Annotated in this window: 28 protein-coding genes; 7 read left to right on the forward strand and 21 right to left on the reverse strand. The window is 68.2% G+C overall.

Going from position 1 to position 26,561, the window contains the following annotated elements:
- Positions 1-62: 62 nt before the first annotated feature.
- Genes Q9R02_RS12790 through glmS form a run of 3 tightly spaced genes read right to left on the reverse strand, consistent with a single transcriptional unit; the run spans position 63 to position 3,944 of the window.
- Entirely contained in the window at positions 63-1,679 is a 1,617-nt protein-coding gene (locus Q9R02_RS12790) for an NAD(P)H-hydrate dehydratase (protein WP_305997086.1), read from the reverse strand.
- A gap of 14 nt (positions 1,680-1,693) precedes the next feature.
- On the reverse strand, positions 1,694-2,041 hold the full coding sequence (locus Q9R02_RS12795) for a holo-ACP synthase (RefSeq protein ID WP_305997087.1): 348 nt from the start codon (positions 2,039-2,041) through the stop codon (positions 1,694-1,696).
- 4 nt (positions 2,042-2,045) lie between these two features.
- On the reverse strand, positions 2,046-3,944 hold the full coding sequence (glmS, locus tag Q9R02_RS12800; protein ID WP_305997088.1) for a glutamine--fructose-6-phosphate transaminase (isomerizing): 1,899 nt from the start codon (positions 3,942-3,944) through the stop codon (positions 2,046-2,048).
- 158 nt (positions 3,945-4,102) lie between these two features.
- On the opposite strand from glmS, the gene coaA reads away from it, so the two are divergent.
- From coaA to mscL, 3 genes are all read left to right on the forward strand, one after another.
- Positions 4,103-4,978, forward strand: coding sequence for a type I pantothenate kinase (gene coaA / locus Q9R02_RS12805; RefSeq protein ID WP_305997163.1), 876 nt, complete (start codon positions 4,103-4,105; stop codon positions 4,976-4,978).
- Between the two features lies 1 nt (position 4,979).
- Positions 4,980-5,816 (forward strand): M15 family metallopeptidase, encoded by an 837-nt coding sequence (locus Q9R02_RS12810; RefSeq protein ID WP_305997089.1) that lies wholly within the window; start codon positions 4,980-4,982, stop codon positions 5,814-5,816.
- Between the two features lie 126 nt (positions 5,817-5,942).
- A complete protein-coding gene (gene mscL, locus Q9R02_RS12815) occupies positions 5,943-6,323 on the forward strand; it encodes a large conductance mechanosensitive channel protein MscL (RefSeq protein ID WP_305997090.1) in 381 nt (126 codons plus the stop codon).
- 81 nt (positions 6,324-6,404) lie between these two features.
- On the opposite strand, the gene glmM is transcribed toward mscL, so the two are convergent.
- From glmM to Q9R02_RS12870, 11 genes are all read right to left on the reverse strand, one after another.
- Positions 6,405-7,763, reverse strand: a complete 1,359-nt coding sequence (gene glmM / locus Q9R02_RS12820) for a phosphoglucosamine mutase (RefSeq protein ID WP_305997091.1) — start codon at positions 7,761-7,763, stop codon at positions 6,405-6,407.
- 187 nt (positions 7,764-7,950) lie between these two features.
- Entirely contained in the window at positions 7,951-8,457 is a 507-nt protein-coding gene (gene rpsI / locus Q9R02_RS12825) for a 30S ribosomal protein S9 (RefSeq protein ID WP_305997092.1), read from the reverse strand.
- 37 nt (positions 8,458-8,494) lie between these two features.
- Complete coding sequence (rplM, locus tag Q9R02_RS12830; RefSeq protein WP_305997093.1) at positions 8,495-8,938, reverse strand: 50S ribosomal protein L13; 444 nt, start codon at positions 8,936-8,938, stop codon at positions 8,495-8,497.
- 252 nt (positions 8,939-9,190) lie between these two features.
- Entirely contained in the window at positions 9,191-10,081 is an 891-nt protein-coding gene (gene truA / locus Q9R02_RS12835) for a tRNA pseudouridine(38-40) synthase TruA (RefSeq protein WP_305997094.1), read from the reverse strand.
- A 44-nt stretch (positions 10,082-10,125) separates the two neighbouring features.
- Positions 10,126-10,662 carry a 50S ribosomal protein L17 gene (gene rplQ, locus Q9R02_RS12840; RefSeq protein WP_305997095.1) on the reverse strand — a complete coding sequence of 179 codons (537 nt, stop codon included), beginning with the start codon at positions 10,660-10,662 and terminating at the stop codon, positions 10,126-10,128.
- A gap of 68 nt (positions 10,663-10,730) precedes the next feature.
- A complete protein-coding gene (locus Q9R02_RS12845; protein WP_305997096.1) occupies positions 10,731-11,741 on the reverse strand; it encodes a DNA-directed RNA polymerase subunit alpha in 1,011 nt (336 codons plus the stop codon).
- 125 nt (positions 11,742-11,866) lie between these two features.
- Positions 11,867-12,268, reverse strand: coding sequence for a 30S ribosomal protein S11 (gene rpsK / locus Q9R02_RS12850; RefSeq protein ID WP_425279277.1), 402 nt, complete (start codon positions 12,266-12,268; stop codon positions 11,867-11,869).
- Between the two features lie 52 nt (positions 12,269-12,320).
- Entirely contained in the window at positions 12,321-12,698 is a 378-nt protein-coding gene (gene rpsM / locus Q9R02_RS12855; RefSeq protein WP_305997097.1) for a 30S ribosomal protein S13, read from the reverse strand.
- Between the two features lie 179 nt (positions 12,699-12,877).
- On the reverse strand, positions 12,878-12,991 hold the full coding sequence (gene rpmJ / locus Q9R02_RS12860; RefSeq protein WP_011775570.1) for a 50S ribosomal protein L36: 114 nt from the start codon (positions 12,989-12,991) through the stop codon (positions 12,878-12,880).
- Between the two features lie 58 nt (positions 12,992-13,049).
- Positions 13,050-13,271 carry a translation initiation factor IF-1 gene (infA, locus tag Q9R02_RS12865; protein ID WP_009358723.1) on the reverse strand — a complete coding sequence of 74 codons (222 nt, stop codon included), beginning with the start codon at positions 13,269-13,271 and terminating at the stop codon, positions 13,050-13,052.
- A 238-nt stretch (positions 13,272-13,509) separates the two neighbouring features.
- A complete protein-coding gene (locus Q9R02_RS12870; RefSeq protein WP_305997098.1) occupies positions 13,510-14,589 on the reverse strand; it encodes a P1 family peptidase in 1,080 nt (359 codons plus the stop codon).
- Between the two features lie 208 nt (positions 14,590-14,797).
- Between Q9R02_RS12870 and Q9R02_RS12875 the strand changes: the two genes are divergently transcribed.
- From Q9R02_RS12875 to Q9R02_RS12885, 3 genes are read left to right on the forward strand one after another with little or no spacing between them, the layout of a single operon-like run.
- A complete protein-coding gene (locus tag Q9R02_RS12875) occupies positions 14,798-15,775 on the forward strand; it encodes a carbohydrate ABC transporter permease (RefSeq protein ID WP_305997099.1) in 978 nt (325 codons plus the stop codon).
- Complete coding sequence (locus tag Q9R02_RS12880; RefSeq protein WP_305997100.1) at positions 15,772-16,656, forward strand: carbohydrate ABC transporter permease; 885 nt, start codon at positions 15,772-15,774, stop codon at positions 16,654-16,656. The genes Q9R02_RS12875 and Q9R02_RS12880 overlap by 4 nt, the downstream gene beginning before the upstream one ends.
- Before the next feature lie 58 nt (positions 16,657-16,714).
- Complete coding sequence (locus Q9R02_RS12885; RefSeq protein WP_305997101.1) at positions 16,715-18,061, forward strand: ABC transporter substrate-binding protein; 1,347 nt, start codon at positions 16,715-16,717, stop codon at positions 18,059-18,061.
- An 82-nt stretch (positions 18,062-18,143) separates the two neighbouring features.
- On the opposite strand, the gene Q9R02_RS12890 is transcribed toward Q9R02_RS12885, so the two are convergent.
- From Q9R02_RS12890 to Q9R02_RS12920, 7 genes are read right to left on the reverse strand one after another with little or no spacing between them, the layout of a single operon-like run.
- A complete protein-coding gene (locus Q9R02_RS12890; RefSeq protein WP_305997102.1) occupies positions 18,144-19,199 on the reverse strand; it encodes a sugar phosphate isomerase/epimerase family protein in 1,056 nt (351 codons plus the stop codon).
- Positions 19,200-19,239: 40 nt separating this feature from the next.
- Positions 19,240-20,859, reverse strand: a complete 1,620-nt coding sequence (locus tag Q9R02_RS12895) for an ABC transporter substrate-binding protein (RefSeq protein ID WP_305997103.1) — start codon at positions 20,857-20,859, stop codon at positions 19,240-19,242.
- 1 nt (position 20,860) lies between these two features.
- A complete protein-coding gene (locus Q9R02_RS12900; protein WP_305997104.1) occupies positions 20,861-21,703 on the reverse strand; it encodes an ATP-binding cassette domain-containing protein in 843 nt (280 codons plus the stop codon).
- On the reverse strand, positions 21,700-22,743 hold the full coding sequence (locus tag Q9R02_RS12905; RefSeq protein WP_305997105.1) for an ABC transporter ATP-binding protein: 1,044 nt from the start codon (positions 22,741-22,743) through the stop codon (positions 21,700-21,702). The genes Q9R02_RS12900 and Q9R02_RS12905 overlap by 4 nt, the downstream gene beginning before the upstream one ends.
- Complete coding sequence (locus Q9R02_RS12910; protein WP_305997106.1) at positions 22,743-23,759, reverse strand: ABC transporter permease; 1,017 nt, start codon at positions 23,757-23,759, stop codon at positions 22,743-22,745. Before Q9R02_RS12910 ends, Q9R02_RS12905 begins: the two co-directional genes overlap by 1 nt.
- 9 nt (positions 23,760-23,768) lie before the next feature.
- Positions 23,769-24,653 (reverse strand): ABC transporter permease, encoded by an 885-nt coding sequence (locus tag Q9R02_RS12915; RefSeq protein WP_305997107.1) that lies wholly within the window; start codon positions 24,651-24,653, stop codon positions 23,769-23,771.
- Positions 24,650-25,741, reverse strand: a complete 1,092-nt coding sequence (locus tag Q9R02_RS12920; RefSeq protein WP_305997108.1) for a sugar phosphate isomerase/epimerase family protein — start codon at positions 25,739-25,741, stop codon at positions 24,650-24,652. The genes Q9R02_RS12915 and Q9R02_RS12920 overlap by 4 nt, the downstream gene beginning before the upstream one ends.
- 115 nt (positions 25,742-25,856) lie before the next feature.
- On the opposite strand from Q9R02_RS12920, the gene Q9R02_RS12925 reads away from it, so the two are divergent.
- Positions 25,857-26,555, forward strand: a complete 699-nt coding sequence (locus tag Q9R02_RS12925) for a FadR/GntR family transcriptional regulator (RefSeq protein WP_305997109.1) — start codon at positions 25,857-25,859, stop codon at positions 26,553-26,555.
- Positions 26,556-26,561 lie beyond the last annotated feature (6 nt).

Genomic DNA, 26,561 nt, shown 5'->3' on the forward strand with positions numbered 1-26,561 from the left:
GACTCCCCGGCCCACGTTTCCGGCCCTGCGCGCCAAGCTACAGCATCTGCGTGACGGCCCGGCTACCGGCCGGTGCGTATGTCGTCCCACACCAGCGGCACGGCGGCCGCCACATCGCGGGCGGTCAGCGGGCGGCCGACACCTCCTGCCGCCTCACCGGAGGCGATTCTTCCGGCCCGTCCATGCACGACGGCGGCCAGCGCGGCCACGCGCGCCCAGCGACCGTCGTCGTCCGCCCCCTCAGCCGAGGCGGCCTGCGCCAGCAGCGCACCGAGCACTCCGGCCAGGACGTCCCCGCTGCCCGCCGTCGCGAGCCATGGCGTCCCGTCGGCCTGGGAGTAGCCGAGGCCGCCAGGAGAGCGCACCAGCGTCTGCGGCCCCTTCAGAAGCACCGTGACGCCCGTGCTCTCCACGGCTTCGCTCAGTGCCGCGAGGCTCCGGGCCTCAACCTCCTCACGGTTCCACTCCGTGCCGAGACGGCTCAGGAGGAGCGCGAGTTCCCCGGCGTGCGGGGTCAGGATCAGCTCCGGGCGGTCCGTCCCGGGTCCCACCAGGTCCAGCGCCCCGGCGTCCACGACGGCCGGCTCGCCTGAGCCGAGTGCGGCACGGCAACGGTCCAGCTGCTCGTCGCCACTCACCCCGGATCCCAAGAGCCAGGCCTGCACGCGACCGGGCAGGCGCTTTTCTGGCACAGCCGTGCCAGAATGACAGACCACTTCCGGAAGCACCGCATTGATCACGGCGCACACCGAGGCCGGGCCGTAGTACCGGACCATGCCCGCCCCGGCGGCCAGAGCCGCGGAACACGCCAGGAGCGCGGCACCAGGGTACTCCTCGGAACCGGCCACCACGCCGAGCACGCCCCGCGTGTATTTGTGGCCGTCCGCCGAGGGCCGCGGCAGCAACGCCCGCGCCTCGCCGGCGTCCAGGCGTCCCAGGACCGGCTCCCCCAGCGATTCCTCCACGCCGATCGGCACCACCTCCACCCGGCCGGCGCACCGCGCCCCAGGCGGGAGGAACAGCGCGGCCTTGGCGGCGGCGAACGTGACGGTCAGCTCGGCATACAAGACGGGCCCGTGGATCTCCCCGGTGTCCGGATCCACACCGCTGGGCACGTCGCACGCCACCACCGGCGGGAAGCCGTCCTGCCCGGCCTGTGCCAGGGCCAGCGCGCCCACCAGGGAAGCCGCCGGCCCGCGCAGCCCGCCCCGGGCGCCGGTGCCCAGGATCGCGTCAATCACCACATCGGCGCGGCAGCAGACCTCGACCCCCTCACCGACACCAACTGGTCGGGAGTATCTGTCGCTTTGAGGGTCCTGAAACGACAGATACTCCCGACCAGTTGGGACTCCAGGCAACGACAGCACGTGCCCGCCGGCCGCCCGCAGCGCGGCAAGCCCCTCCGCGTGGGCCTCCCGGTCCACCAGGACCGCGCTGACGGCCACGCCGCGGCGGGCGAGATTGGCCAGCGCCCAGAGGCCATCGCCGCCGTTGTTGCCCTTTCCAACCAGCGCCACGGCCCGCGCGCCGTAGAGGCCGCCCCTCCGCTGACGGATCAGCCGCTGCACGGCCACGGCCAGCCCGAAGGCGGCCCGGGACATGAGAACGGCGCCCATCCCGGCGTCCAGGGCGGGCCGCTCAGCGGCCCGCACCTGATCCGCGGAATAGGCACCGTTCATCGTCGGCTGTGGGGTCAGCGCTCCGCCACGACCATGGCGGTCGCGATGCCGCCGTCGTGACTCATGGAGAGGTGCCAGTGTTTGATGCCCTTGGAGTCGGCCACGGCCTTCACGGTGCCCTTCACCTGGACGGTGGGGCCCTCCGGGGACAGGCCGATCCAGCAGTCCTGCCAGTTCATGCCGGCCGGTGCACCCAGCACCTTGGCCACCGCCTCCTTGGCCGCGAACCGGGCGGCCAGGGACCGCTCGTGCAGTTCGCGCTCCGCCGGGACGAAGAGCCGTTCACGCAGCCCCGGGGTGCGCTCCAGCTGCCGCTTGAAACGCTCGATGTCCACCACGTCCACGCCGATTCCTACGATCATGGCGTTATTCTACGGTGACGCTCTTGGCCAGGTTGCGAGGCTGGTCCACGTCATAGCCCTTGGCCGCCGCCAATGCCGCGGCGAAGAGCTGCAGCGGGACGGTGGTGAGCAGCGGGGCCAGCAGCGGCGGGGTCTCCGGGACGTAGAACACGTGCTCGGCGTAGGCCGTCACATCCGTGTCGCCCTCCTCCGCGATCACGATGGTCCGGGCGCCACGGGCGCGGACCTCCTGGATGTTGGACACCACCTTGGCGTGCAGGGAGTCGCGGCCGCGCGGAGACGGGACCACCACGAAGACCGGCTGGCCCTCCTCGATCAGGGCGATGGGGCCGTGCTTGAGCTCACCGGCGGCGAAGCCCTCGGCGTGGATGTAGGCGAGCTCCTTGAGCTTGAGCGCGCCCTCCATGGCCACCGGGAAGCCGACGTGGCGGCCCAGGAACAGCACGGACTTGGCGTCCGCCATGTCACGGCCCAGGGACTTGATGTCCTCCTCGCGCTCCAGGATCTGTGAGATCTTGGCCGGGATCTTGCCCAGGTCGGACAGGATGTCCTTGATCTCGCCCTTGAACTTGTTGCCGCGCAGCTGTGCCAGGTAGAGGCCCAGAAGGTAGGCGGCCGTGATCTGGGCCAGGAACGCCTTGGTGGACGCGACGGCGATCTCCGGGCCGGCGTGCGTGTACAGCACGGCGTCGGACTCACGCGGGATGGTGGAACCGTTGGTGTTGCAGATGGCCACGGTCTTGGCGCCCTGTTCCCGGGCGTAGCGGACCGCCATGAGGGTGTCCATGGTCTCGCCGGACTGGGAGATGGACACGATCAGGGTGTTCTCGTCCACGATCGGGTCGCGGTACCGGAACTCGTGGCTGAGCTCCACCTCGGTGGGAATGCGGCACCAGTGCTCGATGGCGTATTTGGCCACCTGTCCGGCGTAGGCGGAGGTGCCACAGGCCAGGACGATGATCTTGTTGACGGACTTCAGCACCTCCGGGTCCACCCGCAGCTCGTCCAGGGTGAGGTTGCCGTGGGAGTCGGCACGGCCCAGGAGGGTGTTGGCCACGGCGTCCGGCTGGTCGTGGATCTCCTTTTCCATGAAGGACGGGTAGCCGTCCTTCTCGGCGGAGGACGGGTCCCAGTCCACGTGGTATTCCTTGCCCTCCGCGGCGTTGCCGAAGAAGTCGGTGATCTCCATGCTGTCCGGGGTGATGGTGACGATCTGGTCCTGGCCCAGCTCCACGGCGCGGCGCGTGTGGTCGATGAAACCGGAGACGTCGGAGCCCAGGAAGTTCTCGCCCTCGCCCAGGCCGACCACCAGCGGGGAGTTGCGGCGGGCCGCGACGACGGCCTCCGGAGCGTCGGCGTGGATCGCCAGGAGGGTGAAGGCGCCCTCGAAGCGCTGGCAGGCGCGGCGCATGGCCTCGGTGAGGACGACGGCGCCCGGCTCGCCCTGCATCGGGCCATCGGCCAGGAAGCGGTACAGGCGGCCCAGCAGGGCTGCGGCGACCTCGGTGTCCGTCTGGGAGAGGAACTCGACGCCCTGGGCCGTGAGCTCCTGCTTGATGTCGGAGAAGTTCTCGATGATGCCGTTGTGGATGAGCGCCAGCTTGCCGCTGTCCGCCAGGTGCGGGTGCGCATTGGTGTCCGTGGGGCCGCCGTGCGTGGCCCAGCGGGTGTGCCCGATGCCGGTCAGCGACTCGGGCAGCGGCTCGGCTTCCAGCTCACCCAGGAGGTTGGCCAGCTTGCCCGACTTCTTGCGGGCCGCGATTTCGCCCCCGTCGAGCACGGCGACGCCCGCGGAGTCGTAGCCGCGGTATTCAAGACGACGAAGACCTTCCAGCACCACGCCGAGTGCCGAGCGGCCCTCGGCGACAGCGGAACGACCGGTGTATCCCACAATTCCACACATGCGCACAAGCCTACCGGGCGGGCACCGTGCATTTCATTCTGACCGCTCCTCGGGGCAGAATCACTAAGGTGAGTTTGCACCGAGTGGACACCCCCACGGACACCGCGTCCCCTTTCGTGGAGCTGGACCGTCAGACCTGGTCCAGGTTGTCCGCCCAGATGGAGCAGCCACTCAACCAGGAGGACCTGGACCGCCTGCGCGGCCTGGGCGACCCCCTGGACATGGCCGAAGTCCGTGACGTATATCTCCCGCTCTCCCGCCTCCTGCACCTCTATGTCGAGGCGGCCGGGCAGCTGCACTCGGCCACCACCACCTTCCTCGGTGAGCAGACGCAGCGCACCCCGTTCGTCATCGGTGTGGCCGGATCCGTGGCCGTCGGCAAGTCCACCATCGCCCGCGTACTGCGGGAGATGCTCCGCCGCTGGCCCGGTACTCCGAACGTCGAGCTGATCACCACGGACGGCTTCCTGTACCCGCTGGCCGAGCTCCGCCGTCGTGACCTCCTGGACCGCAAGGGCTTCCCGGAGTCCTACGACCGCCGCGCCCTCCTGCGCTTCGTCTCCGCCGTCAAAGGCGGTTCGGAGGAGGTGCGCGCCCCCTGGTACTCGCACGTCACCTATGACATCGTCCCGGACAAGGAAGTGGTGGTCCGCCGCCCGGACGTCCTGATCGTGGAGGGCCTGAACGTCCTGGCCCCCGCCCAGATCCGGCAGGACGGCCGCCACGGCCTGGCCCTGTCCGACTTCTTCGACTTCTCCATCTACGTGGACGCCAAGACCCAGTTCATCGAGGAGTGGTACGTGGACCGCTTCCGGAAGCTGCGCACCACCGCTTTCTCCCAGCCGGAGTCCTACTTCCACCGCTACGCCTCGCTGAGCGACGCCGAAGCGGAGAGCACCGCACGCGGCATCTGGAAGAGCATCAACGAGCCGAACCTGGTCCAGAACGTCCTGCCCACCCGGGGCCGTGCGCAGCTGGTGCTCACCAAGGATTCCGACCACTCGATCCGCAGGATGCTGCTCAGAAAGGTCTGATATGGACTCCCGCCGCAGGGCCTTCCTCACCACCGGACTCCTCGGAGCCGGGGCGGCGGCCCTCTCGGCCTGCACGCCGTCGGCCGCCCCCTCAGCGGGGAGTACGACGACGGCGCGCACCACCGCCTCCCCCACGCCGGCGGCGTCGGGCTCGCCATCGGCCACGCCCTCCGCGCGGCCCACCATCACCACACCGCCGAAACCTCCGGCCCCGTACCTGAGCCTGCCCGGAAAGCACTTCTCCTTCGACGATCCACGGAGCCCCTGGGTGGTGGTCAACAAACGGCGGCCGCTGCGGCCGGTGGACTTCGTGCCGCCGGATCTGCGGCAGCCCGCCGTCAGCACCTCCGCCAGCGGCGAGCTGGCCCTCGTGAACGCGACCACCGCGACGGCCGCGGAGAGCATGTTCGCCGCGGCCTCGGCCGATGGTGTGGGGCTGGTCCTGGCCAGCGGCTACCGCTCGCACGCCACGCAGCTGCGGCTCTACGGCTCCTACGCGGCGGCACGCGGCACCGCGGACGCGGACACGGCCTCGGCCCGCCCGGGGTTCTCCGAGCACCAGACAGGTTGGGCGTTCGACCTGGAGGACAGCGGTGGGGCGTGCGCCTTCCTGCCGTGCTTCGCGGATCAGCCTGCCGCGCAGTGGGCGGCCGCCCGGGCCGCCGAGTTCGGCTTCATCGTCCGGTACCGCATGGACCAGGAGCACGTGACCGGCTATCTGGCCGAGCCGTGGCACCTGAGATACATCGGTGTGGCCGCAGCCCTGGACATGCGCCGCAAGGGCATCAAGAACCTGGAGGATTACTTCGGGATCCCGGCCGCGCCGGGGTACCTCTGAGCCTGTCCCGCGCCGGCCCCGAACCCCGGAATCCGGCCGTGGCACGGTGTCACACGATGAGACACGTTCGCCAATAAGTCGTCTTTCATCCACCGGCCGGCCGCTTCTATGGGTTAGCTTGTCCCTATGCTCAAGGGATTCAAAGATTTCGTCATGAAGGGCAACGTCGTCGACCTGGCGGTGGCCGTGGTCATGGGTGCCGCCTTCGGCGCCGTTGTCGACTCCATCGTCAAGGGTCTGCTGACCCCGCTCATCGCACGTCTGTTCAACGCCAAGGACCTCGCCGGGATGACCTGGGAGGGCTTCGCCTACGGCAGTGTCATCGCCGCGATCATCAACTTCGTTCTGGTCGCCGCAGCCATCTACTTCGTCATCGTAGTCCCCATGAACCACATGATCGCCCGCCGCAACGCCAAGCTGGGCATCAAGGAAGACGAGGAGGAGGCCGCCGTCGATCCGCAGATCGCACTCCTCACCGAGATCCGCGACTCCCTCAAGAACCGCTGAGGCCCGGAAGCCTCTCCTGGAACGGCGAAGGCCGCTCACCCCGTGGGGTGAGCGGCCTTCGCCGTGTCTGCGGGGCGGACGTCAGGCAGTCGGCTCCAGCGCCAGGTTCTCCTTGACCACCCCGGCCAGCTCTTCGCAGATCCGGGTGGCGGTCTCCATGTCCGCCGCCTCCACCATGACGCGGACCACCGGTTCGGTGCCGGAGGGACGGAGCAGCACGCGGCCGGTCTCGCCCAGTTCCTGCTCGGCGCGGGCGATCGCGGCCGCAACGTGCGGATCCTTCGTGGCGCGGGCCTTGTCCACGCCCTTGACGTTGATCATGAGCTGCGGCAGCTTGCGCATCACGCCTGCCAGTTCCTGCAGGCTCTTGCCGGTACGGGCCACCTGGGCGGCCAGCTGCAGTCCCGTGAGCAGGCCGTCGCCCGTGGTGGCGAAGTCGGCGAAGATCACGTGGCCGGACTGTTCACCGCCCAGGTTGTAACCGCCGTCGCGCATACCTTCCAGGACGTAACGGTCACCGACCGCGGTCTCCTTGATGGTGATGCCGGCGTCCCGCAGGGCGAGCTTGAGGCCCAGATTGCTCATGACGGTGGCCACTAGGGTGTCGTCGTTGAGCTTGCCCGCGTCCTTGAGAGCGACTGCCAGGATCGCCATGATCTGGTCGCCGTCCACCTCATGGCCCTCGTGGTCCACGGCCAGGCAGCGGTCCGCGTCGCCGTCGTGTGCGATGCCCAGATCGGCGCCATGCGCCACCACGGCGGCCTGCAGCTCACCCAGGTGGGTGGAGCCGACGCCGTCGTTGATGTTCAGGCCGTCCGGGTCGGCTCCGATGACCACGACGTCCGCGCCGGCGTCCTTGAAGAGTTCGGGGGAACAGCCGCTCGCCGCGCCGTGGGCGCAGTCCAGGACCACCTTGAGCCCGTCCAGGCGCTGCGGCGCGATGGAACGGAGCAGGTGGACGATGTAGCGGTCCTCCGCATCGGAGAAGCGGCGGATGCGGCCCACTCCGGCGCCCTGGGGACGCTCGTACGGCTCCTTCATCCGGGCCTCGATGGCGTCCTCCACCTCATCGGGGAGCTTGTGGCCGCCCCGGGCGAAGAACTTGATGCCGTTGTCCGGCGCGGGGTTGTGGGAGGCGGAGATCATGACGCCGAAATCGGCTTCCAGATCGGCCACCAGGAAGGCCGCGGCGGGGGTGGGCAGCACACCGGCGTCGTAGACGTCGATGCCGGAACTCGCCAGGCCCGCCTCGACGGCGGCGGAGATGAACTCACCGCTCGCCCGGGGGTCCCGCGCGACGACGGCCCGGGGCCGCGTGCCGTTCGAGCGCTCGTGGCCGAGCACGACTGCGGCGGCCTGAGCCAGCTGCATGGACAGTTCAGCCGTCAGCAACCCGTTCGCCAGGCCGCGGACACCGTCGGTTCCAAATAATCTAGACATCGGACAAGATTCTATCCGACCTGGCCCGCGCAGCCGGGACCCGCCACATTCCCAGGCACCTCGATAGCGGCTTTCCACGGGCGTACGGACTTTCCCCTGCGCTGGAGACCGGAGGAAGGTCCACAAGCCCGGGGAAAGCCGAAAGGCCCGGCTGCCGAAGCAACCGGGCCTTCCAAGAACGCGAAGATTAACGCTTCGAGTACTGGGGCGCGCGACGGGCCTTCTTGAGACCGGCCTTCTTACGCTCGATGACGCGGGCGTCACGAGTCAGGAAGCCGGCCTTCTTCAGGGTCGGGCGGTTGTTCTCAACATCGATCTCGTTCAGGGAACGGGCGATGCCCAGGCGCAGCGCACCGGCCTGGCCGGAGGGGCCACCGCCGTGGATGCGGGCGATCACGTCGTAGGCGCCCTCGAGCTCGAGGATGCGGAACGGCTCGTTGACTTCCTGCTGGTGCAGCTTGTTCGGGAAGTAGTTGTCCAGCTCGCGACCGTTGATGGTCCACTTGCCGGTGCCCGGAACCAGACGGACGCGGGCGATTGCTTCCTTACGACGACCAACGCCGGAGCCGGGGACCGTCAGGGCCGGGCGCTCCTTCTGCTCGGAAACCTGCGCCGGGGCGCTCTCCGAGGTGTAGCTGGTCAGGTTCTCCTCGGCCACGACGGCCTCGGTGGTCAGTTCTTCGTTCTGAGCCACGATTCTCCTTGAAAAATAAGTTGGGTGGTGGCCAGGACTACTGGGCGACCTGGGTGATTTCGAAAGACTTCGGCTGCTGAGCGGCGTGCGGGTGCTCGGCACCGCGGTACACCTTCAGCTTGGTCAGCTGCTGGGCAGCCAGGGAGTTCTTCGGCAGCATGCCCTTGACGGCCTTCTGCACGGCGAGAACCGGGTTCTTCTCGAGCAGCTCGGCGTAGTTGACGCTCTTGAGGCCGCCCGGGTAACCGGAGTGGCGGTAAGCGCGCTTCTGCTCGAGCTTGGCGCCGGTCAGGGCGACCTTCTCAGCGTTGATGATGATGACGAAGTCGCCCATGTCCATGTGAGCGGCGAAGGTCGGCTTGTGCTTGCCGCGCAGCAGGTTGGCGGTGTGGCTGGCAAGACGGCCCAGGACAACGTCGGTGGCGTCAATGACGTGCCACTGGCGATCCACGTCGCCGGGCTTCGGGGTGTACGTACGCACGGTGTATGCCTCGTTCTTGTTCTGGCGTTCAAAGTAGTTCAACGGGTGTGAGAGCCCGTCGAGGTTTCCTGTGCGACCGGATACGAGAGGTGAGGGCTCTTGCCAACCAGTGAGACCCTAAGCTCGATAGCCCGCCCGGACATGCGATCCATGCAACAGAATCATCCAGGCGGCACCCATCATCGAGGGGGCACACGCACAACGACTTAAAACTTTATCGTTAATCGCTCCGGCCCGCAAAAACGAGGGCGTTCAGTCCCTCAGGGCCCGGGTCTGCTCGGCCCGGGCCCTCAGCTGTGCGTCATCCGGATAGGCCACGTACTCGAACACCAAAGGGTGCGCCGGGGCCAGGACGGACCGCGCGTCGCGCTGTTTCTCCAGGAGCCGTTCCCACAGCCACGGCGGCGGTTCCATCCCCTCCCCCACCCGCAGGGTGGCGCCGATCAGCGCCCGCACCATGTTGTGGCAGAAGGCGTCCGCCTGCACATGTGCCGTGATGATGCCGTCGGCTCCGCGGTCGAAGTCGAACCGCTGCAGTTCACGGACTGTGGTGGCCCCTTCGCGGGGCTTGCAGTACGAGCGGAAGTCGTTCAGACCCAGCAGCAGCGCCGCGCCGCGGTTCATCGCCTCCACGTCCAGCGGCTTCTTGTGCCACAGCGTGAGCGAGCGGCCCAGCGGATCGTGCAGCCGCGCGTCGTCGGCGATGCGGTAGCTGTAACGGCGCCACAGGGCGCTGAAGCGGGCGTCGAAGCCCTCCGCGGCCACCTGGACGTCCCGCACGACGACGGCGCCGCCGTCGTCCCCCAGAACCCTCGCCAGGGCGCCGCTGAGCCTGCGCTGCAGCACGCTGGGCGCGTCGGCCGCGGATCCGCGGCCCAGCTTCGCCCATTCGTCCGGTGTGCTGTCCCAATGGACCACCTGGCCGCGGGCGTGCACGCCGGCGTCGGTGCGGCCGGCCACGGTCAGACGGACGGGGCGCCGGGCGATCAGCTCCAGCGCCTCCTCCAGGACTCCCTGGACGGTCCGCAGGCCCGGCTGAACGGCCCAGCCGCGGAACGGGCCGCCGTCGTAGGCCAGTGACATCCGGATACGCAGAAACCCGCCGTCACCGATGGGGGTGACGACGGGTTCCTGAGAGCGCATGGGCCCGATTCTACCGGGCCTTGCGAACCAGAGGGAAAAGGGCCTTACTCGGCCGTCTTCTCCTCGGTCTCCTCGGCAGCAGCCTCGGCGGCGGGAGCCTCAACGGTCTCCTCGACGACCTCGGCGGTCTCCTCGGCCGGAGCCTCAACGGCGGCTTCCTCAACGGGAGCAGCCTTCTCGGCGGCCTTGGTGGCCTCGGCCACGACGGCCTGCTTGGCGGAGAGCGGCTCGAGCACGAGCTCGATCACGGCCATGGGGGCGTTGTCGCCCTTGCGGTTGCCGATCTTGGTGATGCGGGTGTAGCCGCCGGGACGGTTCTCCACCTGCTTGGCGATGTCGGTGAACAGCTCGTGGACGATGCCCTTGTCGCTGATCAGGCCGAGCACGCGGCGGCGGGAAGCCAGGTCGCCACGCTTGGCGAAGGTGACCAGACGCTCGGCGTACGGCTTCAGGCGCTTGGCCTTGGTGACCGTGGTGGTGATGCGCTTGTGCTCGAAGAGCTGGGAGGCCAGGTTCGCGAGCAGCAGGCGCTCGTGAGCCGGGCCGCCGCCCAGGCGCGGACCCTTGGAGGGGGTAGGCATAGTTCTATCTCCTAGATGGGTGGTCTTCCCGGTCCGTCAACGGGCCGGATCGACCGAAATCTGCTTTATCAGGCTTCTTCGTCGCTGAAGGTGACGTCATCCTCGTCGACCGCGGCCGCACGGGCAGCCAGGTCGAAGCCGGGAGGCGAATCCTTCAGGGAGAGGCCCAGTTCAACAAGCTTGGCCTTGACCTCATCGATGGACTTCGCACCGAAGTTGCGGATGTCCATCAGATCGGCCTCGGAACGCGCCACGAGTTCGCCCACGGTGTGGATGCCCTCGCGCTTGAGGCAGTTGTAGGAACGGACGGTGAGGTCCAGTTCCTCGATGGCCAGTGCCATGTCGGCCGCCAGGGCGGCGTCCGTGGGCGACGGGCCGATTTCGATGCCCTCAGCGGCAACGTTGAGCTCGCGGGCCAGACCGAACAGCTCCACCAGCGTGGTGCCGGCGGAAGCGACCGCATCGCGCGGGGCGATGGACTGCTTGGTCTCCACATCGACGACGAGCTTGTCGAAGTCGGTGCGCTGCTCGACACGGGTGGCCTCCACGCGGAAGGTCACCTTCATGACGGGCGAGTAGATGGAATCGACCGGGATACGGCCGATCTCAGCATCGCCTGCCTTGTTCTGAGCAGCGGAGACGTAGCCACGGCCACGCTCGATGGTCAGTTCGAGCTCGAACTTGCCCTTGGAGTTCAGGGTCGCGATGTGCAGATCCGGGTTGTGGAACTCCACACCCGCCGGCGGAGCGATGTCCGCGGCGGTGACGACTCCGGGGCCCTGCTTGCGCAGGTACGCGACGACCGGCTCATCGTGCTCGGAGGACACGGACAGGTTCTTGATGTTCAGGATGATCTCAGTGACATCCTCCTTCACACCGGGAACCGTGGTGAACTCGTGCAGCACGCCGTCGATCCGGATGCTGGTGACAGCAGCGCCGGGGATCGAGGAGAGCAGGGTGCGACGCAGGGAGTTGCCGAGGGTGTAACCGAAGCCCGGCTCCAGCGGCTCGATGACGAACCGGGAGCGGTTTTCGGAAACTACCTCTTCAGTGAGGGTGGGGCGCTGTGCAATGAGCACTTAGGTTTCCTTTCAGCGAGCATCCGCTATATGACGCAACACAGGTAGTGGAAATCGACGTCGTTCCGCCGCCGCGCCGCCGGCCCCTCCACGAGGGGCGCGACGACGCGGCGGAACCAGCGCAATCAGACGCGGCGGCGCTTCGGGGGACGGCAGCCGTTGTGGGCGCTCGGGGTCACGTCCTGGATGGACCCGACCTCCAGGCCGGCGGCCTGCAGCGAACGGATGGCGGTCTCGCGGCCGGAGCCCGGACCCTTCACGAACACGTCGACCTTCTTCAGGCCGTGCTCCTGAGCGCGCTTCGCAGCGGTCTCGGCAGCCATCTGAGCGGCGTACGGGGTGGACTTACGGGAGCCCTTGAACCCGACCTCACCGGCGGAAGCCCAGGAGATCACAGCACCGGACGGGTCCGTGATGGACACGATGGTGTTGTTGAACGTGCTCTTGATGTGCGCCTGACCCAGCGCGATATTCTTCTTGTCCTTCTTACGCGGCTTGCGGACAGCGCCACGAGTCTTCGGGGGCATTATCTACTCCTACAAAAGTTTTCAGTGAAACCCGCCGTGATCCCTACAGGGATCAGCGACCGGCCTTCTTCTTGCCTGCGACGGTACGCTTCGGACCCTTACGGGTACGAGCGTTGGTCTTGGTGCGCTGACCGCGGACCGGAAGGCCGCGGCGGTGACGCAGACCTTCGTAGCTGCCGATCTCAACCTTGCGGCGGATGTCGGCGGCGACTTCGCGGCGAAGGTCACCCTCAACCTTGTAGTTGCCCTCGATGAAGTCACGCAGCTGAACCAGCTCGGCGTCGGTCAGGTCCTTGACCCGGACGTCAGCGCTGATGCCGGTGGCAGCCAGAGTTTCCTTCGCACGGGTCTTGCCCACGCCGTAGATGTAAGTAAGCGCGATTTCCAACCGCTTTTCGCGGGGGATGTCAACGCCAGCGAGACGAGCCATAGTGGCGGTTCTCCTTGTGTTGTCCGGAGGTCGTAGGCAGTACACCCGCACCGTTCGTGCGGCCCCAGCCTCCGGGCCGGGGGTCAGCTGTCCGGGCTCTGTACGTCCCAGCGCAGCTTGTGCTGCCTTTTTCAGTTACTTGCGTGGGCAAGCAGCCGTGGTTGATCCCTTGCGGGGAATCAGCCCTGGCGCTGCTTGTGGCGCGGGTTCTCGCAGATCACCATGACCCGGCCGTTACGGCGGATCACTTTGCACTTGTCGCAGATCTGCTTGACGCTCGGCTTGACCTTCATGGCGTTCCTTTGCGTGTTTGCAGGGACTCCCACCACGGCAGACCGCGGTGGAGGCTTTTTACTTGTAGCGGTAGACGATACGACCCCGGGTGAGGTCATACGGGCTCAGCTCCACCACCACGCGGTCCTCCGGGAGGATCCTGATGTAGTGCTGGCGCATCTTTCCAGAGATGTGTGCCAAGACGATGTGCTTGTTCGTCAGCTCAACGCGGAACATCGCGTTGGGCAGCGCTTCAGTCACGACGCCTTCGATCTCAATGACCCCGTCCTTCTTGGCCATATCCTCCGCTAACTGTTGGTGCCGCACGGCACGGATGCGCCGGGCGGGCAATGGGTGTTGTCCTGTGGGGAGACCCCCACAGGCTGTCGATTCCCCGCCGCGCCGCACCTGAGCACCGCGTCCCGGACGAACCGGAACCCGCTGGAGAGAGGGCATGACGGAACAGACAACCAACCAACAACTGTACGGCATGATGGGCCGGATGTTAAATCGGACCATCATAGCGGGCCTGGGCCGATCACGCACCCCAGGCCGGAAAGGCGCCCGCCGGCGTCGTCATCCCGGCAGCCTGCTCCACCCCGTCCAGGATCGCCAGCCGCACGGCCTCGGCCGCCGCACTCTGCAGGGCGATCAGGAACGCGGTCCTCTCCTGAGGCGGCAATGAGGTCCAGCCGGTCTCCACCCCCGTGGACAGCGCGAACACCGTGTCCCCGTCGGCCAGCGTGTGGCTCGGGTTCAGCGCCCGCGCGAGCCCGGCGTGAGCCGCCGTGGCGGTGCGGCGGCACTGGGCCACCTCCAAGGCGGCGTTCGTCACGACGACGGCGAGCGTGGTGTTCAGTTGGTGACCCTCGCCGGCCTCCGGCGAGTCGGACGCAATCCTCCGCGTGCTCGCTCGTCCCTCGCTTAGACGCACGCTTCCGGATTCCTTCCGGCTCGCCGATGCGGGCGCGTCACCTTGAACGGGACCCGCCCCGGTCGGGGTGACAAGTGAACGCGGAGAAAGAGTGCCCGAGGCCGCTTCGAGTCCCAGGGGGGATCCGAGCGCATTGACCACGGCGAGCGCTCCGACGATGACGCCGTCGTCGAGGTGGATCGCCGAGGTGCCGAGGCCTCCCTTGAAGCGGCCCTGAGCGATCAGGGCGCCGGTGCCCGCGCCGACGGCGCCGCGCTCGACGTCGTGCCCGTCCTCCCGCGCACCGGCGTCGGCCGCCGCCTGGTGGCCCATGGCCGCATCCGGGCGGGCGGTGAAGTCGCCGCCGCGGCCCAGGTCGAAGATCGCCGCCGCCGGGACGATCGGCACCACGCCGCCCTGGACCGGGAAGCCTCTCCCCTGCTCCTCGCACCAGAGCTGCGCCCCATGCGCCGAGACCAGGCCATAGGCGCTCCCACCCGTCAGGACCACCGCGTCCACCGTCGACACGAGTGTGCTCGGATCCAGGGCGTCTGTCTCATGAGTACCAGGTCCGCCGCCGCGCACATCCACGGACCCCACGGTCCCAGGCGGCGGCAGCACCACCGTGACCCCGCTGAGCCAGCCGTCGCCGATCCGCTCCGCACGCCCCACCCGCACACCGGGCACTTCCGTGATCCGTCCCATGACGCCATTGTCCACCCCGCGGCAAACGGTAGGCCGCCCTCGTTTCTGAACATGGAGTGGGCGGCCGGTGTCCACATGGTGAACAAGCCTTGAAGGCTCCCGGAACTCTGCTCCGGAAGCCCCGATTCCGGGTTTCCGGACGTCGTTCCTGTGGTGGAGTGAACTCGGCCCACGCTTTCCTCGTGGCCAGAAGGACCTGATTTCCCTCATGACTCACACCGACATCTCCCGGCGCACGGCGCCCCCGGTGACCGAGCCGCCCCGAGCCTCCGTCACCGCCCCGGAAAGGCGATCCGCCCGCCGTGGCTGGAGCCCGCGCCGGCGTCGCGACTTCCTGATCTTCCTCGCCTTCGCAGCCCCCAACCTGCTGCTGATCGCGGTGTTCACCTACCTGCCGCTGCTCAACAACATCTACTACTCCACCCTGGACTGGACGCTCGGCTCCCCCGACGCCGCCGTGGTGGGGCTCGGCAACTACGTCACCTTCTTCACCAGTGACGACGCCCCGCGTGTGCTCGGCACCACCGCCGTGTTCATGCTGTTCACCGTGGGCGGTTCCATGGCTCTCGGCCTCCTCGTGGCCCTGGCCCTGAACACCAAGGCCCGCGGCACCACCTTCGCCCGCGCCGCCGTCTTCGCCCCCTACGTCCTGTCCGGCGTGGGCGTGGGCCTGGTCTGGCTGTTCATCTTCGACCCCGGCTACGGCGTCCTGTCCTGGATCTTCCGCAGTTTCGGCGCCAAGAGCCCGGAGTGGATCAACGACCCGCAGCTGGCGCTGGTCATGGTGATCGTGGTCTACGTCTGGAAGAACCTGGGCTACTGCGCCGTGGTGTTCCTGGCCGGCCTGCAGTCCCTGCCCACCGAGGTCATGGAGGCCGCGTCCCTGGACGGCGCCAACGGCGTCCGGCGCTTCCTCAGCATCTCCCTGCCGCTGCTGTCCCCCACCACCTTCTTCCTGCTCATCACCACCATGCTGAGCTCCTTGCAGGCGTTCGACCTGATCCGCATCATGACACCCCTGGGCAACGGCACCAGCACCCTCATCTACGAGGCGTACCTGCAGGCCTTCGGCGCCTACAACCGTGCCGGCTACTCCGCGGCCATCTCCGTGGTCCTGTTCGCCATTCTCCTGGTGGTCACGGTCCTCCAGCTGCGATTCGTTGAGAAGAAGGTGCACTACGCATGAGCACGGCCGTCACGCCCGCCCCGGTCGCCGCGCCGGACACCGCCTTCAGCCGGAAGAACCTCCTGGCCACGCTCAGCGCCGGATACGTCCCGCTGGTCCTGGCCACGCTGGTGGTGGTCCTGCCTCTGCTGTGGATGGTGCTGAACTCCTTCAAGCAGCCCAGCGAGATCGTCACCACCCAGCTGCAGTTCCTGCCGCAGGCGCCCACCCTGGACAACTACCAGGCCGCCATGACCACGGTCCCGTTCGGCCGGTTCTTCGCCAACAGCCTGATCGTCACCGCGGTCGGCTCCACCGTGAAGGTCGTGCTGGCGATCCTCACCGCGTACGCGCTCGTGTTCGTGGACTTCCCGTTCAAGAACGTGGTCTTCGTACTCATCCTGGTGGCCCTCATGGTCCCTGCCCAGGTGTCCATCCTGCCGAACTACATCTTGATCGCGGGGATGGGCGGGAAGAACACCCTCTGGGGCATCATCCTGCCCGGCCTCGGCACCGCCTTCGGCACCTTCCTGCTCCGCCAGCACTTCCTCACGCTCCCGAAATCCATCCTGGAAGCTGCGGAACTCGACGGCGCCGGGCACTGGCGCCGCCTGTGGCGAGTCGTCGCGCCCGTCTCACTCCCCTCGATCGCCACGGTGGCACTTGTCACCGTGGTGAGCGAATGGAACGACTACATCTGGCCGCTCATCATCACCGACAAACCGGAGAGCATGACGCTGCCCGTCGGCCTGACGCTGCTGCAGAACACGGAGAGCAACGGCGCCGGCTGGGGCATCCTCATGGCCGGTTCCGTCCTGGTCATCCTGCCCATCCTGGTGGTCTTCGCCATGCTGCAGCGCTATATCGTGGCCGGCCTGACCCAGGGCAGTGTCACGGGCTGAGCCCGGGCACCCCACTTCTCATTCCTCACGCACCCCTTGCACCACTGAAAGGTCCCTCATGAACTCGCCCCTGCGCCGTCGTCAATTCCTCGGCCTGTCGGCCGCCGCCGCCGTCACCGCCGCCCTCGCGGCCTGTGGCGGTCCGTCCACCAGCGGCGGCTCCGCCCCGCAGGCCGCCGCCGATGTCGACTTCACCGGTGTCAAGCCCGCCGCCAGCTTCGACTTCTGGAGCAACCACCCGGGCCAGTCGGAGGATGCGGAGAAGAAGCTGATCGCCGCCTTCCAGGCCAAGCACCCGGACATCAAGGTCAACCTGGTCACCGGTGGCAAGGACTACGAGGAGATCGCCCAGAAGTTCCAGGCCGCCCAGGCCGCCAAGAGCGATCTGCCCGCACTGGTGGTCCTCTCCGACGTCTGGTGGTTCCGCTACTACATGAACAAGAGCATCATCCCTCTGGACGGCCTGCTCAAGCAGCTCGACTTCCAGCTGGACGACTTCCAGAAGACCCTGGTGGACGACTACGGCTACGACTCCAAGCAGTGGGCCATGCCGTACGCCCGCTCCACTCCGCTCTTCTACTACAACAAGGACCGCTTCGCGGCCGCAGGCCTGCCGGACCGCGCCCCGAAGACCTGGGCCGAGTTCGCCGAGTGGGCCCCGAAGCTCAAGGCCGTCTCCAAGGCCCAGTACTCCTTCATGTACCCGGCCCTGGCCGGCTACGCGGGCTGGACCCTGCAGAACAACCTGTGGGGCGAGGGCGGCGGCTGGTCCAAGGAGTGGGACTTCACCACCGACTCCGACGCCAACGTCAAGGCCCTCCAGTTCGTGCAGGACTCCGTCTACAAGGACAACTGGGCCGGTGTCTCGTCCAAGGACTCCGCCGTGGACTTCGCCGCGGGCATCGCCTCCGCGACCCTCGCCTCCACCGGGTCCCTCCTGACCGTGCTGAAGAACGCCAAGTTCAACGTCGGTGTGGGCTTCATGCCCGGCGGCTCCGTGTCCACCAGCCCGGTGTGCCCCACCGGCGGTGCGGGCCTCGGCATCCCGGCCGGCGTGCCCAAGGAGCAGCAGCTCGCGGCGGCCACCTTCCTGAAGTTCGTCACGGAGCCCGAGAACACCGCGCTGTTCTCCGCCGCCACCGGCTACATGCCCACCCGCAAGTCCGCCGACATGTCCGCCGTGCTGGCCAAGACCCCGCAGATCAAGATCGCCATGGACCAGCTGACGGTCACTCACAAGCAGGACAACGCCCGCGTGTTCCTCCCCGGCGCGGACCAGGAGATGGCCAAGACCGCGGCCGCCATCCTGACCCAGAAGGCGGACGTGAAGTCCAGCCTGACGGACCTCAAGGGCAAGCTGGAGGGCATCTACACCAAGGACGTGAAGCCGAAGCTGGGCAAGTAGTCCCCACGGCTCACAACGCACGACGGCGGGGCGGCACCTTGTGGTGCCGCCCCGCCGTCGTCATTCCGCTAGGCAGGCCGGGTCAGCCCGCGGCGACCCCCGCCGCGAGGCCCAGACGGGCGAGGGACGCGCGCAGAGCGTCCGCGGACTCGCGGATGAACCGCTCGCCGTCGTACGGGACGGCACGGAAGTCGCTCAGCGGGATGGCCTCGCCGCGGTCGACGCGCTCCTGGTAGTCCGCACCCATCTTCCGGATGGCCGCACCCTCCTCCTCCGTGTAATCCGGGTGGAGTGCCAGCCAGGCCGGGTCGTCGAGGCCGATGGGCAGGTGCAGCGACGGCCCCGCATTCTCGATGGTGAGCGGCAGATCGGGGTTGCCCGCGTGCAGCGTGCCGACGATCGCGTCCCAGTCGAGGGAGCCCTGGCCGATGGGGGCGAACACCCGGCCGAACATGCCGTCCTGCTCCCCCAGGAGGAAGTCCCGCAGGTGGGTGGCCCGGGTGTACGGAGCCACGCGGCGGGCCGCGGCCACCGGATCCTCACCGCGAACCACCACATTGGCGGTGTCGAAGGTGACGCCCAGGACGTCCGGCCCCACGGCCTCCACCAGGCGGACCACCTCGAAGCTGGTGATCTCCTCATGGGTCTCGATGTTCATGTGAACACCGTGATCCCGGGCCACCGGGGCGAGCAGGCGCAGGAACTTCTCGATCGCCACGAGCTGGTCCGCCCACGGCGCGTCCGTGCGGAAGCGGTCGTAGACGTGGTAGCCGGGCAGGCCCTTCTGGTAGTTGGCGCAGGCCACCCAGAGGTCCGTCACGCCGGCCGCTTCATGGGCCGCCTCGATCATCTTGATCATGCCCCGGGTGTAGTCACCGTCGCCCAGCCGGCGGACGTGAGGCGCCTCCGCGGCCGCGAACGGGTTCACCTTCGCCAAGCCCATCTGGAGGTACAGCCCCAGGTCGTCGGCACAGGCCCGGACATCCGCCAGCAGCCCACGGTCCAGGGTGGGGGTGATGTCCAGGATGGTGCGGAAGTAGACGCCTTCCATGCCCAGAGCGTGCGCCCGTTCCAGGATGGCGACGCCGGAGTCGTCGGCCTCGTGCGGGATCTTGCTTCCATCAACACCGATGCGCATTTTCGTGTCCTTACTGTGGTTCCGTCAGATCGTGCGAGGCCTAACGGCCCCAGTTGTAGAAAGTGGTGGAGGGGGCGTAGTCGAAGTGCTTCACGGTGTGACCCAGCACGGCGGTGAACTGCGCCCGGTAGAGCGGGATGGTGGGCGCGTTGTCCGTCCAGTCCTTGACCAGCGCATTGATGAACGGCTGCTGGGTCTGCAGGTCCGGTGCGTTGTTCAGATCCTTCATCAGCTCCGGGGTGCCCGGGATGCAGATGTGCTGGTTGTTGAAGCTGCTGCCGCAGGTCATCTTCTTGCGCAGCTCGTACGCGGCCACCGGGCCGGCGCTCTCGAAAAGCAGTGCCGACTGGTAGCTGCCCGTGTTGAACTTCGTGGCGAAGGCCGTGGGCGTCTGAGAATCGATGTTGACCTTGACTCCGATCTCCTCCCAGGAGGACTTCAGGATGGTGGCCAGCGTCGACACGCCAGGAGCGGAGGGATTGATCATGAGATCGATCTGCGGATCCGCCACGCCGGACTGACTCACCAGTTGCCGGGCCTTGTCCAGGTCCGTGGCGCGCGGGGCGGAGAGCTGCGGGTCGAAACCGGGGGTGCCCGGGACGAAGGGACCGTAGTAGCCGTCCGCATAGCCGTAGGCCACGCTCTTCTGGATCTGCTGGTACGGCACCGCATAGCTCAGGGCCTGGCGGATCTGCACATTCGAGGTCACGCCCTTGGAGTTGTCCATGGACACGGTCACGGGGGCGAAGGCAGGCGTGGCGGTGACCCTGCAGCAGGCATCCGAGCTCAGTTCGTGCACCACGTAGGGCGGCAGGCCCAGGGTCACATCCGCCTCACCGCGGCGGGCCTGCAGCATCAGCGTCGGGATGGACGTGATGAAGTTGACCCTCACCACCGGCTCCAGGGCGGGGGTCCCGTAGTAATTGGGGTTCCGCTTGAGCACCGCGTAGTTGTTGGCCACGTACTCGTCCAGGACGTACGGACCGCTGCTGCTGGCCGTGTGGGAGGCGAGCCACTGGTTCGGCACACCCTTCTTGTCCTCGCCGTGCTGCTTGATCACCATCGGGTCGTAGATGGAACCGCGGCTCTGAGCCAGGGTCACCAGGATGGCCGGGTAGGCACGGGAGAGCTCCAGCCGCACCGTGGACGGGTCCACCACCACCACGTTCTTGATGAGCGCCGGGTCCGTCAGGCCGATCTGCAGGCCCAGGGAGCCGCAGCCGCCGATGGTCAGGTTGCGCATGATCGAATAGCGCACGGCCTCGGCATCCAGGGGGTCGCCGTTGGCGAACTTCGCCCCCGGGTGCAGGGAGAACGTGTAGTCCTTGCCGTCCGGGGACACCTTCCAGGACGTCGCCAGGTCGCCCTGGACCCGGGCCGGGTCCGTGTTGGCCACCGCGGTGCCGTCCGCCTGGGTGTCCGCGCCCAGCTTGACCAGCCGGGCGTAGAAATTGCTGGCGAAGCTGTTCTCATTGCCGGCGCACACGAACGCCGGGTCGATGTTCGTCAGGGAGGTGGCCCAGTTGACGGTGAAGTCCCGGGTGGCCGAACCGCCCGCCGTGGACGGGCTGCCGCAGCCGGACAGGGCCAGCAGGCCCACGGAGGCGAGCAGCGCCGTCGTCGTCTTCAGCAGGGTGCGCCGGATTCGTGCGGAACGCATGTCACAGTCCTTCCTGGGACGGGCCGTCGCCGGCGGCGGCGAGCGCCTTGGCGCGGCGCCGGGCGCCGGGGACGGCGTCCAGCAGGGCTCGGGTGTACGGGTGGGAGGTGTTCTCGAAGACCTCGGTGGAGGTACCGGCCTCCACGATCCGGCCCCCGTTCATCACGGCGATGTCGTGGCTCATGAGCCGGGCGACCGCCAGGTCGTGGACGATGAACAGGTAGGTCAGACCCAGCTCGTCCTGCAGATCACTGAGCAGGTTGAGGACCTGCGCCTGGATGGAGACGTCCAAGGCGCTGACGGGCTCGTCCAGGACCACCAGGTCCGGTTTGAGCACCAGGGCCCGGGCGATGGCGATGCGCTGCCGTTGGCCGCCGGAGAAGGCGAAAGGGTAGCGCTGAGCCTGTTTGACGGTGATGCCCACGCGGTCCAGCACCTCCTCCACCCTCCGCGAGCGCTCGGCCGAGTCGGAGGCGCCGTGGATGATGAGCGGTTCCTCCACCAGATCGGCCACGGTGAAGCGCGGGTCAAGGGAGCCGTTGGGGTCCTGGAAGACCATCTGGATGCGGCGCCGCATGCGGCGCATCTCCGCCTTCTTCAGCTTGGTGAGGTCCACGCCGTCGAACTCGATCAGCCCGCTGTCCGCCCCGGTGAGGCCCATGACGCAGGACGCCGTGGTGGACTTCCCGCTGCCGGACTCCCCCACCAGGCCCAGGGTCTGGCCCCTGCGCAGTTCGAAGGAGACGTCGTGCAGGATCTGGACCCGGTTCTTGGTGCTCATCCCCCGGCCGTAGGACTTGTTCAGCTTCTCCACTTTCAGGAGCGGCTCGTGTGCGGTGCTCATGCTTCACCTCCGGTGATGTCGCTGGCGAAGTGGCAGCGGACGACGGCGCCGGTGGACAGGGTGCGCGGTTCCGGCCGTTCGGTGGCGCAACGGGGTTCGTTGCGGCCGATGGGGCAACGCGGGGCGAACGGGCAGCCGGGCTCGTCCACGGAGAGGTCCGGCGGGGACCCCGGGATGGCCGGCATGGCGCCGCGCCGGGTGGTGGCCGGGTCGATGACGCAGTCCAGCAGCGCCTGGGAGTACGGGTGGGCCGGGGTCTCGAAGAGGCTCCGGGCGCTGGTGCTCTCCACGAAGCGCCCCGCGTACATCACGTTGACGCTGTCGCAGAGCTCCTCGACGATGCCGAGGTTGTGGGTGATCATGATCAGCGCATTGCCGCGCTCATCGCAGATCTTCGCCAGCAGGTCCAGGACCTGGGCCTGGGTGGTGACATCCAGCGCGGTGGTCGGTTCGTCCGCGATCACGACGGCGGGGTCGTTGGCGATGGCCATGGCGATCAGCACCCTCTGGCGCATGCCGCCGGAGTACTGGTGCGGGTAGTCTGCGATCCGGCGGGCGGGATCGTTGACGCCCACCTCGGCGAGCAGCTCGCAAGCCATTTTCCGGGCCGTCCTGACGGAGACGTCCTGGTGGACGCGGATGGTCTCCACGAACTGGCTCCCGATGGTCCGCAGCGGATCCAGGGCCGCCATGGGGTCCTGGAAGACCAGGCCGATGTCCCGGCCACGGACCTGGGACATCCCATTGTCGTCCAGGCCCACCAGCTCCTTGCCGTTGAGGGAGATGCTGCCACCCACCACGCGGCCGGGCGGCGGCACCAGGCCCACCAGGGACATGGCCAGGGCGGACTTGCCGGAACCGGACTCTCCCACGATGGCCAGGCGCTGGCCTTTGCGGACGTCGAAGGTCACGTCCCGTACCGCGTGGACGGTGCCGGTCCGGGCCTCGAAGTCGGTGCGCAGGCCCCGGACCGCGAGCACGGGGGCCTCGTCCGGGGACGCGGGCCGGGGGCTCAGCAGAGGAAGGGATGCGTGTGACATCAGCGTGCTCCTACTCGGGTGCGGGGATCGGCGGCGGCCATGAGGACGTCTGCCAGCAGGGTGACCACCACGTAAAGGATGGCTGCCAGCAGCAGCACGGCCTGGACCACGGCGAAGTCCTTCTGGATGATCGCGTCGGCCGTCATGGACCCGACGCCGGGCCAGCCGAAGACCTTCTCCACCAGGAGGCTGCCGGCCAGGAGGTCGGCGAAGAGGAGGGAAGCGGCAGGCAGCAGGGACAGGAGTCCGTGCGGGGCGACGTGCCGGTTGAAGACCGGGAAGCGGCGCAGGCCATGGCTCCGGGCCACGGTCACGAACGTCTCGCGCAGGGTTCCTCGCAGCTGATTTCGGTACAGCCGGCTCAGGAAGGCGAACGGTCCCAGCGCCACCACCGCGGCGGGGAGGACCAGGTGCCACAGGGCGTTGCCGAAGGTGGCCCACTGTCCTGCGAGCAGGGAGTCGATGGTGAACAGGCCGGTGACGGCGGGAGGCTTGATCACACCGGGCGAGAGGCGTCCTTCCGGCCCGGGGAAGATCCCGAACTGGATGGAGAGGACCATCAGGGCCAGCAGGGCGATCCAGAAGGGCGGGGAGCCCATGGCCAGCGAGGAGGAGATCCTCAGGGCCTTGTCCGGCCAGCGGCGCCGAGAGTAGACGGCCATCCCCGCGGTCAGGACCGCGGCGCCGATCGCGATGATCACGGAGAGCAGGCCGAGTTCCAGGGTGGCGGGAAGGCGCTGGGAGAGCAGCGTGCCCACCGGGGTGCCGGTGCTGTAGGAGAAGCCGAAGTCGCCGCGGAAGATCGACTCCATGTACTTGCCGTACTGGACGAGGATGTTCTCATCCAGGCCCATGGACTTGCGGAGTGCCGCGATGGTCTCCGGGGTGGCGGTGTCTCCGGCGATCGCCCGGGCCGGGTCGCCCGGGACTTTGCGCAGGAGGATGAAGGCGAACAGGGAGGCACCGAAGATGGTGGCCACGGAGACGCCGAGTTTCTTGAGAATGGTGCTGAGCATCGTCAGGCCTCACTTTGCCTGGGTGAATTCGCCGCGCGGGTCCAGGACCTCACGCGCACGGTCGGCGATCAGGGTGGTCAGGGTGACGGCCACCAGCAGGCCGAGGCCCGGGAAGCCGGCGATCCACCACTGGCCGGTCAGGAAGAACTGCTGCCCTTCGGTGATCATCTCGCCCCACTCGGCGGTGGGCGGCTGGGCGCCCAGGCCGAGGAAGCCGAGGGCCGCGAGGGACAGGACGGCCGCGCCGAAGACGGCGGCCATCTGCAGGATCATGATGGGCACCAGGTGCGGGAACACGTGGCGGAACAGGACACGGCCGGGGTGGGCGCCCAGGGCCGTGGTGGACCGGATGAAGTCCTGCCCGTAGAGGCGCATGACCTCACCGCGCAGGGTGCGCATGTACCAGGGGAAGGAGTGCAGGGACAGGCCGATCACGGCCGCCGTCACGCCGGGCTGCAGCGCCATGGCGATGGCCATGGCCAGCAGGATGGCCGGGAAGCAGAGGATGGAGTTGGTCAGCCAGGTGAAGACGGTGTCCACCCAGCCGCGCATGGAGCCGGCGAGCAGTGCGGTCACACAGCCGACGACGGCGCCGATCAGCGCGATGCCCAGGCCGGCCAGCATGGAGGTGCGTCCGCCGGCGAGGAAGCGGGCGAGCACGTCGCGTCCGGTGTCGTCTGTGCCCATGGGGTGGGCCACACTGGGCGGCTGTAGCACGGCGGAGAGGTTGATGTCATCCGGCGCCACGCGCCACAGGAACGGGCCGATGAGCGTGAGCAGGATGAGGGCTGCCAGCAGGGACAAGGTCAGGGTCAGGGCGGCGTCGCGCTTCAGGAAGCTCCTGATGGGACGGCTCCTGGCGGGCGAGGCGGGGGTGACTGCGACGGCGGTCATTGTTTTCCTTCCTCCCGGGAGAGGACCGTGGACGGGGAGGCCACGGTGGCACCGATCGATGTGAGGACGCTCCGCAGGGTGGCGGTGCTGTGGAGCATTTGGCGTCGGCGCTCGCCCGGGGTGGGCTCCTCGTCCCAGTCCTGCAGGACCGGGAAGCGGCCCTGGGCGGCGCCGTCGTGGGTGAGGACGCCGAGGCGGGCCAGCTGCCCGAGGTCTGCGGCATCGAGGTGGGGCTCATGGGCGAACCACGAGCGGTCGAAGACGGGGGTGTCGAAACGGCCCCGGTGCTGTTCCAGGGTGAAGTCCCGGACCCCCGCGTCCAGCAGCGTGCCGAGCAGGGTGTTCCAGTCCAGGACGCCCTCACCGACGGCGCGGAGCCTTCGGCGGTAACCGTCCGGCACGGGGAACAGGACCAGGTCTTCCAGGTGGGTCATCCTGATGCGGGGGCCCAGCTTCTGTGCCACGGCCTGCGGGTCCTCCCCCCGGACCACCAGATTGGCCACGTCGAGGCCGATGGCGAACACGGCGGGGTCCAGCCGCTCCACGAGGGCGAGCACCTCGCCGGAGGCCAGGTCTTCATGGGTCTTCACGTTGATGCGGGCGCCGGCGGCCTCCGCCTCGGGGGCGATGGCGTTCAGCGTGGCCAGGATGTTCCGCAGCTGTGCCGGGTGGTCCAGGAAGCGTCCCGCTTCCATCCCTCCGTCGCGCTCGGAGCGCGTGTACACGAAGAACTCGCGGATGCCGAGTTCCAGGCCGCGGTTCATCGCCTGACGCAGCGAGGCCCGCAGGGTCTGCGGGTCGCCGAACGGCCCGGCGCAGCCGAGGCCCAGCTGGAGTTCGGTTCCCGCGCCGGCGGCTTCCGCCGCCACCTCGTCCAGGCCGTCGGGCCCGTCCGCGGCGAGTTCAGCGGCGATGTTGTTCAGGACAACCAGTTGGAATCCGTCTGTTACAGCAGTGTGAAGGGATTCGATGAGAGGCTGGTCCTCGAGTTCCGGATAGCGGGTGAACTGCGCACCGATCCGGATCTGAGGGGACACGGCGCCGTCTTCGACGCCGGACCCGGGCTGAACTGATGTGATCTGGGTCATGTCCGCCACGGTACACCCGTCAGACGTCTTATGAAAGGGTGGATTTTCGGCGCACTCCGTGAGAAGCTTCGTTCACACCCGTGTGGGATCCCACTCGAGCCGCCAAGGAGGAGACATGATGGCACAGCCCCGGAGGAGCGTGGTCGAGGAAGCCATTGATGACATCCGCCTGCGGATCCGGCGAGGCGAATGGGGCCTGGGAGACCGGATCCCGCCCGAACCGGAACTCGGCCGCGAACTCGGACTGAGCCGCGCGCCGCTCCGCGAGGCCCTGCGCGCCTTGGTCCACGCCGGGCTGCTCGTCACACGCCAGGGCGACGGGACGTTCGTCGCCGCGGTCAACGAAAGCGAAATCGCGCTGCGGCGCGGCCTGCAGGGCGCGGACCCGCACGAGGCCATCGAGGTCCGCCGCAGCCTGGACATCCCGGCGGCCGCCCTCGCCGCCCAGAGGCGCGACGACGACGACCTGGCCCGCCTTGAGGACGCACTCGACCGCCGTCGTGCCGCCGCCGCGGCGCGTGACGATGTCGCGTTCCGCGACGCTGACATCGACTTCCACCGCGCCATCGTCCTGGCCTCGCACAATCAGCTCCTCGCCGGGATCTACGGCTCCCTGGCCTCCAGTGCGGAAGGCGGCTGGACATCCCGCGCCGGCCTCAACCGTGCCGCGGCCGTCGTGCACGACAACCACGACGACCTCTACGAGGCCATCCGCGACCAGCAGGCCCAGGAGGCCATGCTCCGGGCCGGCGCCATCCTGGACAACCAGACTTCGGACCTCACCCAGTCCCCCGTGGAGCAGGCCCCGGCCTGAACCACG

This window comes from Arthrobacter horti (assembly GCF_030731045.1).
Lineage (GTDB): Bacteria > Actinomycetota > Actinomycetes > Actinomycetales > Micrococcaceae > Arthrobacter_E > Arthrobacter_E nanjingensis.